Below are 15,019 nucleotides of genomic sequence, written 5' to 3'. Positions count from 1 at the left end.
GGTCACGACGGACAGCACAGCCCACGGTGAGGGCTCACCATGGCACCCCACAGTGACCTGTCCCAACCGGATGGTCAGCTCAAAGGTGGACATCGGTCACCGTCGACATGGCTCCGGCGGTTGCCATCGGAAGGTTGACCTTGCGTGTCTCAGCAATGACGCGTGATCCGGTGCCGTGGGAATGGGGGTCCGACTGGCACCTGACGCTCTGGCACGCGCCGAGGCGACGGTGTACAACGGACCGACAACTCTCTGGCGAGAGCGCTCGCCGCGCGGGTCCGATCTCGTCTACGCCCGAACAGCAGCACGGTGAGGAGGAACCCTGCGCGGGCGGCGAAAACATCCGGTAAGTCGAGAGCCGACACCCAGGCGTGGAAGACGACCCGGTACGGCAACGGCGAGTGGGCGACCATGCTCGCAGGCACCCCTACCGCCTAAACGGAATAGCCCTCGTGGAGTCGACCATGGCCTTCACCGTGATGGAATCCTCGTGCCACTTCGGGCCTGTCGACGGTGCCTTCCTCTGCGCCGGCACAGCGCCGACGCCCGAGCTAGAACAGTCCTCGCTGCTCGAGCTGACGCGGTCAATTGGCGAGGCGCTTCACGACTGTCAACGGCCATTCAGATTGTCTCTGATCTAATCGTTGTGAAGCCGCCCAGTCATCATAGCGGGTTGATGGTCATTGTCGACTGTGGTCTGATGTGATGGCGACGGTGTTATCCCACCTCGACCGCCTGACAACCGAGGATTTCGCCGTGGTGAACGGCAAGGTGGTCATCTCCGCGGCGGCCTGCGCGACGATGGCGGCCTGCCCAGACTCCGCTACGGTGTCGAGCCGGGTGCATGGCCGTTACCGACGGCGGCTGGCCGACGTAGCGCTGGCAGGCCGGCCGGTGGTGCTGAACCTGTGTGTTCGGCGGTTCGTGTGCGTGAAGCCAGACTGCCGTCGGCGAACGTTCGTTGAACAAGTCGAAGGCGTGACCTCCCGGTTCACCCGCCGCAGTCAGCCGCTTCGACGAACGTTGATGGCGATCGGACACGCCCTGGCCGGGCGGGCTGGAGCCCGGCTGAGCCGACTGCTCGGGATAGGCGTGAGTCCGAACACGATGCTGCGGCTGATCCGTTCACAGTGTGACCGTCCGTCCGTCCGGGCGCCCCGGGTGCTGGGTGTGGACGACTTCGCGCTCAACCGGGCCACGTCTACGGCACCGTCCTGATCGACATCGAAGCCGGACTCCCGATCGATGTCCTCCCCGACCGGACCGCTGACACCCTGGCGGCCTGGCTTCGGGAGCACCCCGGCGCCGAGATCATCTTCCGGGACCGGGCCAGCAGCTATGCCGAAGCCGCCCGAGCCGCCGCCCCTGACGCGGTGCAGGTTGCTAACGCCGCTACACCCAAGCCGAAACCGCTGACGACCTGCTCAGCCACGGCCGCCTCGACCGCACTGGGCGAGGCCCTGCGCCCTTATCTGACCCACATTTACCAGCGGTGGAACGCCGGCTGCACCGACGCCGCCCTCATCTACGCCGAAATCCGCGAGCAGGGCTACCGCGGCAGCGAACGCACTGTCCGCCGCCACCTGCAACCCCTGCGCGAGTCCGGCAGGCCTGCTCCGCCCCCACCCACCGACGTGACCGTGCGGCAAGCGACGAACTGGATCACCCGTGACCCGGATACCCTCACCGAGAGCACTGGACCAAGCGACACACGATCCTCGACCGTTGCCCAGCGCTACGCGAAGCCGCTGACATCGTCAGCTCCTTCGCCGTGATCATGACCAAGCTTCGAGGCCAGGACCTGCCCGACTGGCTCGGTAAAGCAGAGGCCAGCACGGCGCCAGCCATCCGCAGCTTCGCCCGCGGCCTACGCCAAGACCTCGCCGCCGTCACCGCCGGACTTTCCATGTCCTGGAACTCCGGCCCCGTCGAAGGGCATGTCAACCGGGTCAAAAGGCTCAAACGACAGATGTACAGCCGCGCCAGCTTCGACCGGCTCCGGCACCGCATCCTGCATGCCTGAGCACCACACACTGGCACCACTCCACAACGAGTGGATCAAAGCCTCTTTCACTGGCCGCCGACACACGACCGCCTGGGCTACCGTGGGGGATTCTCCGTCGACGTAATCCCCACCCGAGACGGCTTCCGACAACTGACCCCAACACCGAGGTGACATCAGCATTCGAGTCCGCTCCGGGTCCACTTATGCCCTGCACCCACCCCGGCCGGCTGTTCAGCGTCCGTGTCCTCGATCCGCAGCACCATCACGCCACCGGACTGTTTAACCAGCAGTCAGTTGTAAAGCAGCGAGCGCGTTGCCGACGGAACATCCCGATCGACGACGAGCGAATCGAAGGCGAACTATTGAATTCGCCGATGCCCTCGGACGAAGCGTACCGGCATATTCCAGTCGCTTGTTCGCATATCGCGGTAGAGTTTCGCCGGCCCCGAGGCGACGGCCGGGCGAACGCGAGCGACTGCCGCAGCGGCTAGAGGATGCGCCAGGGGCGCAGCTCGGTGCCTTCGTTGCGAAGACCTTCGAGTCGGCGATGCACCTCGATTGCGGCAGCGGTGCCGGGCCGGGACTTGCGAGCATTGGTGGCGATCATCTGGAGTTCGCGAAGCTGGCAGAGCTGGTCGAACCCCTGCCATGAGGTGGCGTCCCAGCCGTAGCTGCGCGTGAAGTCAGCGAAAGCCGTTCGATCTCCGCCGAATCGGCGGCAATGCACGGCGACGGTGGCGACGTCCCATTCCCTCGGTCCGAGTGCGATGCCGTCCCAGTCAGCCAGTACCGGGGTGCCGTCGAACCGCCGGAGGGCGTTGCGGGTTTGCGGGTCGGACTGGATCAGGCTGGCGCCCAGCGGGAATGCCATTGACGACCATGCCGTGCTCAGATCGTCAAGCCGGTCCAACAACAGGTCGCGGTCCCGGGCGTCGATTATCTCGGCGCTCTCTACTGAGCGCCGTATGCTCTCGATCGGTCGAAGCGCTGGCAACTCCACCGGCGGTGTCGGAAGGCCATGCAGCTCCCGCAGCAGCAGCCCAAGTTCGGCGGCGCTGATCGGGTTACTGTACGCCGGATCCAACCGCTGCCAGACCGTCACGGCGTGTCCGTCGACGAAGAGCGGTTGCGCTACCCGGTCGCACAGACCCACGGTCGGGAACCCCTTAGCCGACAGCCACTCGACGACCGCGACGACGGCCAGCGCGCGGTCAAGGTCGTACTCAGTCGGCGCGATCTTGACCACCACGTCACCAACGGCATACACAGCGTTAGTGTGATGCCGGAGCAGCAGCGCGTCAGCGTCGGAATGGCCCAGCATCCGACACACCTCGGCGAGCAGCGGACGCGTTCGCGCCTCGACGAACATGTGGCCCCTAGGTTTCGAGCGCAGCAGTTCCGGCAGCAAGGGTACGGCTCCGCTCCCGGCACGACCGCACGTACTCCGCCAGATCGATCACCTCCCTGCACTGGGCATGCCGCGGAATGGCCGAGATGACCTGACCGGCCTTCGTCAAGATGATCTCCGTGCGCTGCAGATCGGGCAGGTTCGCGATGGCCTCGCGGGCCGCTACGGCGGCGTCGGCGAATCGAAGGTCACGGGCCAAGCACAGGGCACGATCCAACATGATCAGAGCCGGATCGATGGGCACTGCCGGGGCGGGAGCGTACAGCCGAAGGGCCTCTTCCTGGACCCGGTATGCCTCCTTCGTGTCACCGAGCCAGGTCATTGCCCCGGACAGATAGAACAGCAGCCGCTTCGCGGGGAAGCGAAACGCTGCGTCGCTGTCGTCGTCACCTGCTTCGTCGAACATTCGGTGCGCCTGCTCCATCGCCGCTCGAGCCTGGTCAACAGCACCGAGACGGGCCAACGCACGCGCACGCCCAGCTGCCGCCAACGCACCAGATGGTGACGCGGCCGCGGTGATGGCCAGCGCCGCGTCCGCCATCGCCACCGTCTGCTGCGGGTCGCCGAAGTAGTAAGGCAGCATTGCCGCCTGAGCCCGCACCAACACCCGGAGCCTCGTATCCGCGCTGTCGTCCGCAGCATGGATCGCAGTCCGGTACCACAGTCGCGCCTCGCCAGCGTGGCCCAGCCGCATCAAGGCGTCAGCACACATCGTCGCCAGCAAGGCCGCAGCGCCTGACAGACGAGCTTGGACCGCCGCCGGCTGACGACGACGCGACAAAACCTGAATCTCGGAGCACTCACCAGCAAGCCTCGACAGCATCACGCTCGGCGGCGCCGAGGGATAGATCCGCATGTGCTCGCTGGCCGACTCCTCGACCAACTCCAGGTGCCGTGGTGACACACTCGAAGACGACAGCGCCTCATCGAGCTCTGCACGCAGGCGGGCGAGACTACCGGCTGCCTGGACGGCTGCTTCTTGGGCTGGCCGCGACGCCGGCTGATCACGCGCCAACTCATGCCTGGTGGCAATCGAACCGCCCGTACCACCTGCGAAATCCTCTTCGCGGCCGAGTCCCATCGCAGCCCTCGGGATACCGAGACCGAGCGCAATCCTCTCCAACACCTCGTAGGCCGTAACCTGCCGCGCCCCCTTGGCGATCTCGGCGGCACGGTTGGCAGAGACGCCTACGAGGGCAGCGATCGCCCCATAGGAAACGCCGCGGGCGTGCAGAAACCGGAAGATCGCCGCAACGTCGCGCCGCTCCAGAAACTCCCGGATCGGCCGTCCTTCCCACCTGCCCGACGTCCACCATGACGGATCGATCCCGGCGGCCATGATCACCTCCAGCAGCCGATAGGGAGCGGAAACCCAGCGCGACTGACGCCTGGAATAGACACATCAATAGACCGACCAAGCTACCGCCTGCTGCCTAAAGACTCCACAACGTCAGCTCAACGTCTGCGCCGACGAAGGAACCGCAGCACTCACGCTCGCATGCCAGGAAGTAGACGCATGGGCGGAGATCGGCGCCGCCGAACCTGCCAGGAAGGCGCTGCGCCGGGCCGAGGAAGCCCGCCAGGACGCCGGCAACGACTCGGTGGGCGGGCTGCTCGCCTGCAGTACCGTGCGCCAGCACAACTACGCCGGGGCGGTGCTGCTACGCATGGGCGGGGCCTCCCAACGCCAACGCAGCAATCACTGACTTCTGCGCCACCGGCGCCGCCCGTCAACTCCCCTGACAACCTGGAGCGACCATGGCAGTCCCGCATGCCACCCACATCCGCAACCACTGGTACTGGCGGCCCGGCTGGGGCATCGGTTCCCGCTTCTACACCTGGCACATCACCTTTGACGGTCAACCCGAGGTCGAACACCTCGCCGACCAATACCGGCACCTACTGTCCCAGCAGCCAAGCCTCGACGTCATCCCGAACCAGTGGCTTCACCTCACCATGCAAGGCATCGGCTTCGTCCACAACGTAACCCCCGAAGACGTCGACGCCATCGTGGCCGCCACACGGGCCCGATGCGCCCACCTCGCTCCCTTCAAGCTCACCATCGGCGCCCCCCACGTCGACCCCGAATCCATTCAAATCGCCGTCGACCCGGTCGAACCAGTACGTCAACTCCGGTACCGCGATCCGCGCCGCCATCGCAGACGGCTGGGGAAGCGACCGCGTGCCCGAACCAGCGGGGCCGTACAACCCCCACCTCAGCCCCGCCTACACCAACACCGAAGGCCCGGCCGCTCCACTTGTCGAAGCCCTGACATGCGCCCCAAACCTGACCGCGAACGCCGAGATCGACTCCCGCCAGCTCATCATCCTCAACCGCGACGGAGGCATGTACGTCTGGGAGCCGTACGCCACAGTGAAACTCCGGTCGTCTCCACGTCCACCGCCACGAACGGGACCTCACCCAGGTCGATACCTTCGCTTCCACCCGCTGACCCATAGGCGAAAAGTCCGACCGAAGACATTCGTATCTCTCTATCTATGTAATTCGGCTTTATCCTGGCCAGAGCGGCTGGCCGGGCGACGGTTGCTCATGACAGTCACCAGAACTGCCGCGTGCACGAGTGGTCCGTTGGACCGACCGGCTTGGCGGGTACCCGCGCCGTCCACAGCCTCGGCATGTCATGTGTTCGCGACTCGTTGCTCCTGCGCCTGGCTGAGGCTCTGCCGGTACTCCAGGGCCTCCGGGACCTCCTCGTACTGCAGCAGGCTGCCGGTCAACGCCAGTAGATGTTCCTTGGCCTCCTCCGGCGTGGCGTAGAAGAACTCGCGACGATGGTTGACCAGGTTGACACGCCGGTCGGCCAGCCGTGCGTGCATCTGCGCCTCGATGCCCACAGCGTCTTCGGAGAAGAACAGGGCGTGGACGTCGAAGTTGAAGGGCACCGATGCGTCACTGAGTTCGCGTACCCGGTCCAGCGGGTCCAAGCGACGGGTCATGCCGACCTTGACCATCTTCTCGCCGAACGCACCAAGATTGGAAATCACGTACACGTAGCCGGCCCGGACGTTGGCGGCCCGCCGGTCGACGTCCTGGATCGCGGTGTCGATCTGGGCTAAACGGTCCTGCATCCGAGCGGCACCATCGACATCGCCCTTGGCCTCCAAGGCGGCCAGGGCGTTGGCGTAGTGCTGGCGTTCCTTATCGAGCCGGGCGCGTTCGCGTTCGATCTCCTGCTGGGCACGTCGCTCTTCGCGAAGCCGGGCCTTCTCCTCCCGTTCCCGCTCCTTCTCCTCAGCCAGCTTCTCCTGGTAGTCGGCGGTGAGTTCCAACTCCTTGACCCGCAACCGGTGGTACTCCTCGGCGATTCGAATGTGCATCGTCTTGCCGAGCTTGGCGATGGTCGCCGCCACCTTCCCCAGTCGGTCGACGGCCGAGTCAAGCTTGTACGGCTTCAATCCCCGTACCAGGTTGTCCGCCTCGGCGTTGTAGGCGCGCAGCATGAGCTTGGAGAAGTCCCGGACCATTGCCCGGCCCTCGGCGGCCGAGCCGTTGACCGTCCATCCGGTGGCAGCCTTGACCGCTCCCCCATCCTTCCTGGTCATAGCCTTGATCTGGTCTTGCAGCAGGCTGAGCTGGCTCTGGTAGGCGACCGCGTCCGACAGGGGATGCCGATACTGATAAACACCGGCTTCCTGCAGCAGCACGGTCTCCTCGGTGACCACGATCTGCTGCCGAAGTCCGCGCAGGTGTCGATCGAGCTCGGCCTTCTGTGCTTCGCCCTTCGCTGCCAGGTCGGCGACCTCACGACTGAGTCGAGCCCGGTGCTGCTCCAGCTCTACCGCTGACAGCACGCCAAGCCGTGACATCTCCGCCCGCAGACCCGTCAGCTCTACCCGTACTTGATCCAGCTCGTTGCGGAGGTGCGCATTTTCCACCGCCAGTTCACGCGCCTTGCCCCGGGCACCGAACAGAGGAATTTCTGAACTTCCGTTGCGCTGCCGTGAGACGACTACGGGAGCAGCAGCAGCCTGCGGGGCGGGCCCCGGCGGGGCCGGAGCCGGCGAATCCAGGATCCATAACTGCCACCCCGGCGGAGGAGGACCCCAGGCGGCATCCGGTGTCCAGCCGGCAGGCGGCACCCATCCAGCAGGCGGCGTTGGCCAGTTCGGCGGTGCGTTGAAGCGGTATCCCATTGTTTCCCCCAAACGTCACCACGGTCCGACGAAACTAGCGCCGTGGCTCCCGACCGGACATCGAGACCTCAGGTCGGCAGGTAGGCCAACCAGACGGCCACGGATGACCAAGCGGGGGACTGCAGTCTGGTTACCGACAGAAATTGGCGTTGCATTTGATACGCACTCGGCTGACCGTGCGGGCATGCCTACCGCATTCAGATTCTCCACCCCGTCAACCTCCGCCCTCGGCATGGGCACCGGGAGCACGTCGTGCAGATACGAGAAAGGAGGTAGTGCGGTCGCTAGCACCGGGTGTGCAGCCGGTCGGATCCCGGAGGGCCGGCCCCACGCAGTCGACCGGCCCTTACTTGCACGCGCCCCTTCGGGGGGCACTGAAGAACCATCTGGCAGTAACCAACTACTATTACGAGACGTCCGTTCCCTTTGCGGTCGGCCCCTCAAATCAATGCCCGATCGACGCCTCGCGATTTAGCCCCGTCTGGGTAGGCAGCACGCACGCCAGTACCACAGATCAAGATCAGAGTTAACCTTCTGGATGGGCGAGGACCTCCAATCGCACGAGCGAACACGCCGGGAAGGCGACACCTAATGTGAGTATCTTTTGCGTCTTGCGTCGGTCTGCCAGCTTGTCATACCGATGCGGTGCAATGGGACTCACCCCACCTTGCCTACGCCTCTCTCTGACGCGGAGTGCACTTATGATCGATGCACGTTCAGCCCCGTCATGGCTGCCCACCCCGCAGGTTGCTGTTGCGCAGCTCGCCAGCGGGATCCTCGAGTACGCCCAGCAGGCCGCATCGGGTGACGCGTTCCGGCTGCCGTACCCAGCGAACCTGCAGCTCGCGCTGGACCGGCTGACCCTGCTCGCCTGGCATCAGGACGCGGCCGCGCCGGCCAGCGTGGTGGAACTACTCCAGCTTGCGCAGGAGCCGTTCGGCGACTGGAAGATCGACCTCACCGGCGCCGACGTCGACCCAGACGAGTCGCTGCTGCTCTATGGCCGCCCGACGGCGACTTGCGAGGAGCTCGGCAGCCTCCGTGGGGATGTCGAAGGTGAGATGCGCGAGAGCGCGCTGTTGCGGGCGGTGATGGATAAGTCCCGGGCCCACAACGCACCACAATCATACGTCGCATTCCGCGAGCTCCTGATCCGACAGCCGGCGATCGCGGCGATGGAGCTCGACGCGCGGCTGGCCGACCCCAACCTGGCGCTGCTGTCGGATGAGGTGCGCCAGGCATACGTGGAGGCGCCACCGGAGGCGATGGCGGACGGAGTGATTCGGACCTGTGGCGGATGCGGCGGTCTTCGGCTGCCACTGGATGACGACCGGACCTGGTTCTGCGAGGACCAGACCTGCCCGGCTCCCGGCACGGCCGGGACGGATCATCCGGCCAGCGAGGGCGTGTGGTGGTTGCGGCGTGAGCTGCGCGCCTTTATCACCGCACCGGGTCGTGCGGAGCTACGCATCGCCGACACAATCGGGAAGCTCGGCGTGTCGGTTGCGTTGTGGCCGGACTTCGACGCCTGCGACATCGCGGTCTTCGAGGAACGACCTTGGGTGGCCGACATCAAGGCCTGGCGCAACCCGGTACGTCTGGCCCGGCGGCTGCGGGAGCGGCTGTTCACCGTGTCGCCGGAGGCGGAGAGGGCCTACGTCGTTATCGGCCAGGAGCAGGTCAAGGCACATCCGCGGTACGTGGCACGGCTGCGGAAGGCGTGCCCACAGGTGCGGCCGGGCCAGCGAATCGTGGCGGTCTCCGAGGCGGAGTTCATCGCTGCCGTGAAGCGGCGGGTGGAGGCGGGATCATGAGGCAGATCAACACCATCCGCAACTGCTTCACCCGCGCACTCCGCGGCCACTACGCCCCGACCGGGGCGCAGCCTTCGCCGTCCCGGCTGATGGACACCGAACTGTGCCTGTTTCTGCTGGAAACAGTCGCCCCCGATCAGGCCGTCAGCGGCGTGCCAGCGTTGCTCGACGGCTACCGGGCATTGTGGGACGCGGTGCCCAACCCGCGAGCCGACGCGGCGGTCCGACTCGCCAACGCGCGAGCCCTGCTATGGCGCAGCCAACGCCCCTACGGGTGGGAGGAGTTGCTGCAGGCTTACCTGTCCGCCCCTGAGGCAGTACGGGGTTACCACCTGGACACGCTCGGCCGACCGATACGCCGGCAATGCAGTGTGGCGGCCGACAGGTGGGATTGGTACGAGCAGCTACTCACCGAGCCCCTGCCCTTCGCCACCACCGGCGTCCGGTTCGCCGCGCCCGGCCGATACCGCATGAGCTCCACGGCGCGCGGTCACGGCGTGACCGTGCCGGACAACCTTCCACCCGCGCCGGCTCCGGCTCTGCATGACCTGGCCGTCCGGACGCGGGCACCGATCGAGGTTGCGTGGCAGGAGTTGGTGGCGACCGCCCGAGGTATGGACGCCGCCGACCTGCAGGCCGGACGTTCCTCTCACCGATGGGAGGAGCGCCTGCAGGACGTCACGCTGCAGGTCCGGCTGGCCGACGACACCTTCGGCGACGCCACGATCCTTCGCATCGACCGGATCCTGCACATGGTCGGCATGGTCAGCGTCGGCAAGAGCACCCTCGTGACGATCCTGGCGACCTGGGCCGCGCAGCATGACCTCCGGGTAACGATCGTGGTCGGCGACAACTCGGCAGCACTACGCATGGCGCACGAGCTGTCCTGGTACGACGACGTGGTGGCGGCACCGGTCATGGGGCAAAACCGAACCCGGCATGCTGAGCGGCTCCATCGGCTCCAACCGCCGGCGCCTGGCCGGCTTCTACCCCTCGAGCCGTACGGGTTCGACCTAGTCAGCACGGCCTGCCCGCTCGATGCTGTCCGGGGCGCCCCCATCCCCCTCGATGTGCGCGAGGCGCCCTGCCAGCACCTGATCGAGACGGATCCGGACACCCCGGTGGATGGCTGGCGAGACGGCGCCCGGCGCACCTGTCCCCTGTGGTATCGCTGCCAGCGGCACGAGGCCGCGCGTCGACTGGTCAAGGCGAACGTGTGGATCGCGACGCCGTGGAGTCTTGTGCACACCCCTGTGCCCGGACCGTTAAGCCACGAGCAGATGCGGTACCTGGAGGCGGCGTGGCGGCGCAGCGACCTGATCCTGGTCGACGAGGCCGACCAGGTGCAGGCAAACCTCGATGAGATGTTCGCCAGCGCCCAGGTGCTGCTTGGCCCAAGCCAGGAAGCGTGGATCGACGAGATCGGGGCGCGGGTGGCGGAGAAGCTGCGTGCAACCGGCCGCGCTCCGGTCAGTTCCCGGCAGATCCGCCGGTTCATCACGGCACTGAACCAGGCCCGTTCCGCAGCCGACATCATCTACCAGCTGCTGCAACGGGACCGGGTTCGGGCCGGCAAGCCGGTATTGAACTGGCTCGACCCTGACTACTTCACGGCTTGGACGCTGTTCAACAGCCTTGCTCAGGACTGGGCCGGCTACACCTCGAAGGGTCGCAGGCCCAACCCCGGTTGGGACAATGATGAACTCTATAAGTTGCTGCGCGAGCAGTTCAATGCGTTCATCGACGACCCGACCGGGGCATCTGGCGAGGTAGCCGGAGGCCTAGCCACCTTGGCCGAGGCGCAGCTGTCCGACACGGAAGAGGAGACGCGGGAGGACGCCGTCCGGCAGTGGCTGACCGAGCTGAGCGATCGAGAGCTGGCCGAAGGTAGGAAGATCGCGCCCGCGGAGCTCGAGCGGAACGTGTGGCGGCTGGAGCTGGCGGTCGCCGTAGCGGTGATGGCACACCGGCTCAACCTGATGCTCGCAATCTGGCCGGAAGTCGCGGCCGAACTGGACATGTTCGACACGCTTCCGGCAGAGGTACGCCGCCCGCCCAGCGACCTCGCCGTCGCGGTGCCGGAGTCGCCGATGGGCAACGTGCTGGGATTCCAGTACGTCGAGGACGAGACTGACCGCCGCGATGGCCAGCTGGGCGAGTTCCGATTCTTCCGCTACACCGGGGTCGGGCGGGCCCTGCTGGTCGGCCTGTCGGACTTGTTTCCCGCCGACGGGCCGGGCCCGAATGCGCTGCTGTTGTCCGGGACCAGTTGGGCCGGCACCTCGCCTCGCTACCACATCGACGTGCCGGTCGAGGCGATCCTGCGCCCGTCACCGCAAAAGCTCGCCGCCATCTCCGAGACCACGTTCGCTCTGGACATCCAGCATCAAGGCGAACGGAGTACACCGATCTGGGTGTCCGGCCGCTACGGGGAGGAGCGCACGAGCGCCCTGCGGCAGATGGTCGCGGCCCTGACCCAGCCGGGCGCGGGTCCTGGGCGACCGAACCGGCTGGAGCGGGAACGAGCCGCACTGCCGCCCGGCCGCCAGAAGGTCATGCTGCTGGTCGGCAGCTACGCCGAGGCCCGCGCCGTCACCAACGAGCTGCTTCGGCGCAAGTCCTCCTGGAAGGGGCAAGTTCGCTGCCTCATCGGCGACGACGAGTTGGAAACCGGCTGGGACGACGGCCACTTGCTGCGCCGCGGCGATGTCGCGGACTTCGGCACCGACGACGCGTGGCTGCTGGTCGCTCCCATCCTGGCCGTCGAGCGGGGGCACAACATCCTCAACAACGACGGTGTGGCCGCCATCGGCGCCGCGTTCTTCCTCGTACGCCCGCATCCACGGCCGAAGGATCTCAGCTACGTCACCCAGCGGATCAACCAATACGCCCTCGAACAACTACACCCGCATCCGCTCGACGACGACTCCCCGACACACGAACGCCTCGCAAGTGCCGGCAGCCAGCGACGCCGAGCCGCGCAGCGCCAATGGCGGCGGCTGCTACACGCCCTGGTCGCCTACAGCCAGCTCGGCACGGACGAACGCCAACGCGTGGCCTGGACCCAACTCGTAACCATCTGGCAGGTCGTGGGCCGGCTCCTACGCGGCGGCCAAGCCGCGAAGGTCTACTTCTGCGACGCCGCCTTCGCACCGGTCACCGCCCGCAGGAGCGACACCGACACCGACCTCGACGATGCCAGCACCAGCCTGCTGCACGGCATGCGCGAGGTGCTCACCCCATACTTCGAACCCACCGGCGCCAGCACCGATCGGCACCTCGTCCAGGCGCTCTACCAGCCCCTGTACCGAGCCCTCACCAACATGGGAGACCGCTGAATGGCACCCCGCTACGACAACCTCGCTGTCACCGTCCTGCGTCTCGATCCCGCAGCCCCGATCGAGCGCGCCTACCACCTGATGCGGTTCCCTGGCCGTTGGAAGGAGCCGCTACGCCGGCTCGCCCAGGCGCAGCGCGGCGGTGATGTCGCCAGCATCCCGATCGCCTCACTCAACGACGCGATCACCGCCCTCGTCCCCGACTGCGTCGTCACGCTTCCGTACGCCGGGCGCGGCGACGACGACCAGGACTGGCTGCTCGCATACCGAGAGGTAAACCCGGCAGCCATCTTCAACCTGGTCGCGGCGTGGGTACGCGCACAGAAGGGCACTCCGGAGCAGATCTCCCTGGCCCTGTCCCAGCTGCACGCCAGCCACCTCACGTGGTCGCCAGTTCACCTCAACCTGACCGCGCCGGAAGAACGGCAACGAGCCATGCGGCTGCTGCCGATGGAGATCGCGGCGACGTTGTCCCGCCCAGACGCGACTTGCCCGCATAACGAGTTGCGGTTCCTGCGCAGCCCGAGCCCCGACGGCGCAGAGGTCATGTCCTGGCCGCCGGAGCGGATCGAGGACCAGACGCCATTCTCAGTCAAGATCGGAATCAGCGCGCAGACGCTGCCCACCAGTGATGAGCTGTTGGTCTATCTGTCGTACGGCGTGCGACGCTGGATGCCTGTGCGAGGCAAGCTCGCGTTCGACCACGGCCACTCGGTGTACCTGGCACCGACCGTGCCATACCTGGCCGGCCTAGAGAACTCCCGCCACTTCGGCACGGCGCGGATCAAGCAGGTCAAGGTGACGGAAAGGGATGGCTCGAACAGCTATGGGCCGCGCTGGGACGACGCCCTCGCGAGGGTACTGAAAGAAGCCGGCTGTCTCGACCGCCTGCCCGACCCGCAACAGCTGGTCGACAAGCCCTTGGACTACCTACAACGCCACGGCGACGCAGCTGCGCTGGTCTACAGCACCGGCATGCTCCCGGCTGAGAAGGTCAGCGCCGGTCTGTCGGTCGCCGACCGCCAGCCGCTGATGAACTGGGTCACCAACGCGCTCAGCCCACACCTCCGCCCGGCCGCGCCGCTCCCCCGCGAAAAATGCACCGTGTACAAAGGCCTCGGTGGGATCAGCGAGAGCCGGGTTTCGGCCACCTATCTCGGTGAGGTCGTCGGGCCGCGCCTGGACATCGAGCTGCTCACCGACACCGACCACGCCACGCAATACGCCCTCGACCGACTCGCCACCCGTCTCGGTGTCCCGATGCCCCGTGCCGAGCAGCTTGACGAGGCCGGGGTAAAGATCGACCTTGGCGCGGTGACCGTCGGGATTCGGCGGCTGGCGGTACCGACAATTCGCGCCGACCTTGACCGGGTCGGACGCCGGCCCCAAGCCGCGGTGGAAGCCCGCATCGAGCACATCGCCGACGTACTTGGCCAGGCGGCAAACCCGACAATCGCCCTGGTCGAGATCGCCCACCCCGACGCCTATCAGGGCCGGCGACGCGGCGACGATCCCAAGTTCGCCATCCGGCACGGCCTGCTGCGCACAGGACGGCTCAGCCAGTTCGTCACCCCGGTAGCCGAGCCGAAGCGTCCCTCGCGTGCCCGCGAGGGCAGGGAGCCCTCCGACCCGAACCGAGAGCGGTTCGCCGCAGCCATCGATGATTTGTTCCGGCAGCTCGGCGTACGCCCCGAACCGCTGCCTGAACCGGCACGAGACACGCTTCTGCGGCAGCCTGCCCTCCTGGCCATCTGGATGATTCGCCAAAACAAGGGACGCGTCTGGGGGCTCGCGCGACAGGTCCCGGTGGCAGTGCTCATCGACCCCACCGGTCAACATGTGGAGGTCCGTGCGCCCACAGTGCCCTGGCAGCCTCTGCACGCTGGGCTCGTAGAGATCGGTAAGCAGTACGTCAACGTAAACCTCAAGTCCGGCGCCGACGACGTGACCCGGTTCGCCAAGGACGTCATCGACGAGGCCACCAGCGCTTTCCCCGACACCCTGCTACTCACCCATGCACAGAACCTGCGCGGCGTCTGGAACACCCTCACCAACAGCCGTATCCAGCTCGACAGCCTCGGCTTCGGCGCCGGTGAGCCTCAGCCGATCAGCAAGCTGCCCGGCCTGCGCCATGTGCGCGTTCGCACCGCGGAAGGCGGCGAGACCCCGGAGTGTCAAGCCCCGGGTTTGATGGAGAGTTGGTTAGCTGGTTTTCAGGGGTGCGGTGACCGGGTGGGTCATCGCGTGTAGCGCCTCGTACTCGGCGGGTGGGACGTGGCCGAGTTCGCCGTGCAGCCTG

At 66.6% G+C, this 15,019-nt stretch carries 10 protein-coding genes; 6 read left to right on the top strand and 4 right to left on the bottom strand.

The features are described from left to right. Positions 1-705 precede the first annotated feature (705 nt). From D7I43_RS06240 to D7I43_RS06230, 3 genes are all read left to right on the top strand, one after another. Positions 706-1,218: a transposase family protein gene (locus D7I43_RS06240; RefSeq protein WP_147427232.1), complete on the top strand. Its 513-nt coding sequence runs from the start codon at positions 706-708 to the stop codon at positions 1,216-1,218. Between the two features lie 155 nt (positions 1,219-1,373). Then, a complete protein-coding gene (locus D7I43_RS06235; RefSeq protein WP_240032824.1) occupies positions 1,374-1,775 on the top strand; it encodes a hypothetical protein in 402 nt (133 codons plus the stop codon). Positions 1,776-1,777: 2 nt separating this feature from the next. After that, positions 1,778-2,023, top strand: a complete 246-nt coding sequence (locus tag D7I43_RS06230; RefSeq protein ID WP_240032843.1) for a transposase — start codon at positions 1,778-1,780, stop codon at positions 2,021-2,023. Positions 2,024-2,492: 469 nt separating this feature from the next. Here the strand turns inward: D7I43_RS06230 and D7I43_RS06225 are convergent, their stop codons facing one another. The 4 genes from D7I43_RS06225 to D7I43_RS06210 all read right to left on the bottom strand — a co-directional run bounded on the left by D7I43_RS06225 (position 2,493) and on the right by D7I43_RS06210 (position 7,568). Continuing rightward, entirely contained in the window at positions 2,493-3,374 is an 882-nt protein-coding gene (locus D7I43_RS06225; RefSeq protein WP_120327442.1) for a phosphotransferase, read from the bottom strand. 7 nt (positions 3,375-3,381) lie between these two features. Beyond that, positions 3,382-4,752, bottom strand: a complete 1,371-nt coding sequence (locus D7I43_RS06220) for an NsdA family TPR-like regulatory protein (RefSeq protein ID WP_120327745.1) — start codon at positions 4,750-4,752, stop codon at positions 3,382-3,384. Positions 4,753-5,312: 560 nt separating this feature from the next. After that, positions 5,313-5,570 (bottom strand): hypothetical protein, encoded by a 258-nt coding sequence (locus D7I43_RS34490; RefSeq protein ID WP_158610076.1) that lies wholly within the window; start codon positions 5,568-5,570, stop codon positions 5,313-5,315. 483 nt (positions 5,571-6,053) lie between these two features. After that, complete coding sequence (locus D7I43_RS06210) at positions 6,054-7,568, bottom strand: SNIPE associated domain-containing protein (RefSeq protein ID WP_240032823.1); 1,515 nt, start codon at positions 7,566-7,568, stop codon at positions 6,054-6,056. A gap of 701 nt (positions 7,569-8,269) precedes the next feature. On the opposite strand from D7I43_RS06210, the gene D7I43_RS06205 reads away from it, so the two are divergent. From D7I43_RS06205 to D7I43_RS06195, 3 genes are read left to right on the top strand one after another with little or no spacing between them, the layout of a single operon-like run. After that, the gene (locus D7I43_RS06205) at positions 8,270-9,382 is read left to right on the top strand and encodes a pPIWI_RE_Y domain-containing protein (protein ID WP_120327441.1); all 1,113 of its coding nucleotides are present in this window, start codon (positions 8,270-8,272) and stop codon (positions 9,380-9,382) included. Continuing rightward, positions 9,379-12,720 carry a pPIWI_RE_Z domain-containing protein gene (locus tag D7I43_RS06200; RefSeq protein WP_120327440.1) on the top strand — a complete coding sequence of 1,114 codons (3,342 nt, stop codon included), beginning with the start codon at positions 9,379-9,381 and terminating at the stop codon, positions 12,718-12,720. Before D7I43_RS06205 ends, D7I43_RS06200 begins: the two co-directional genes overlap by 4 nt. Further along, on the top strand, positions 12,721-14,970 hold the full coding sequence (locus D7I43_RS06195; protein WP_240032822.1) for a pPIWI_RE module domain-containing protein: 2,250 nt from the start codon (positions 12,721-12,723) through the stop codon (positions 14,968-14,970). The last annotated feature ends 49 nt before the right edge of the window (positions 14,971-15,019 follow it).

The sequence above is a fragment of the Micromonospora globbae genome (genome assembly GCF_003610785.1).
GTDB lineage: Bacteria > Actinomycetota > Actinomycetes > Mycobacteriales > Micromonosporaceae > Micromonospora > Micromonospora globbae.
Note: the sequence above shows the minus strand (reverse complement) of the source record. Positions and strands in the feature narration are given on the sequence as shown.

Coding starts and splice junctions, on each gene's coding strand:
- D7I43_RS06200 (WP_120327440.1), top strand. CDS start 9,379: ATGAGGCAGATCAACACCATCCGCAACTGCTTCACCCGCGCACTCCGC.
- D7I43_RS06225 (WP_120327442.1), bottom strand. CDS start 3,374: ATGTTCGTCGAGGCGCGAACGCGTCCGCTGCTCGCCGAGGTGTGTCGG.
- D7I43_RS06230 (WP_240032843.1), top strand. CDS start 1,778: ATGACCAAGCTTCGAGGCCAGGACCTGCCCGACTGGCTCGGTAAAGCA.
- D7I43_RS06195 (WP_240032822.1), top strand. CDS start 12,721: ATGGCACCCCGCTACGACAACCTCGCTGTCACCGTCCTGCGTCTCGAT.
- D7I43_RS34490 (WP_158610076.1), bottom strand. CDS start 5,570: ATGGCGGCGCGGATCGCGGTACCGGAGTTGACGTACTGGTTCGACCGG.
- D7I43_RS06220 (WP_120327745.1), bottom strand. CDS start 4,752: ATGGCCGCCGGGATCGATCCGTCATGGTGGACGTCGGGCAGGTGGGAA.
- D7I43_RS06240 (WP_147427232.1), top strand. CDS start 706: ATGGCGACGGTGTTATCCCACCTCGACCGCCTGACAACCGAGGATTTC.
- D7I43_RS06205 (WP_120327441.1), top strand. CDS start 8,270: ATGATCGATGCACGTTCAGCCCCGTCATGGCTGCCCACCCCGCAGGTT.
- D7I43_RS06210 (WP_240032823.1), bottom strand. CDS start 7,568: ATGGGATACCGCTTCAACGCACCGCCGAACTGGCCAACGCCGCCTGCT.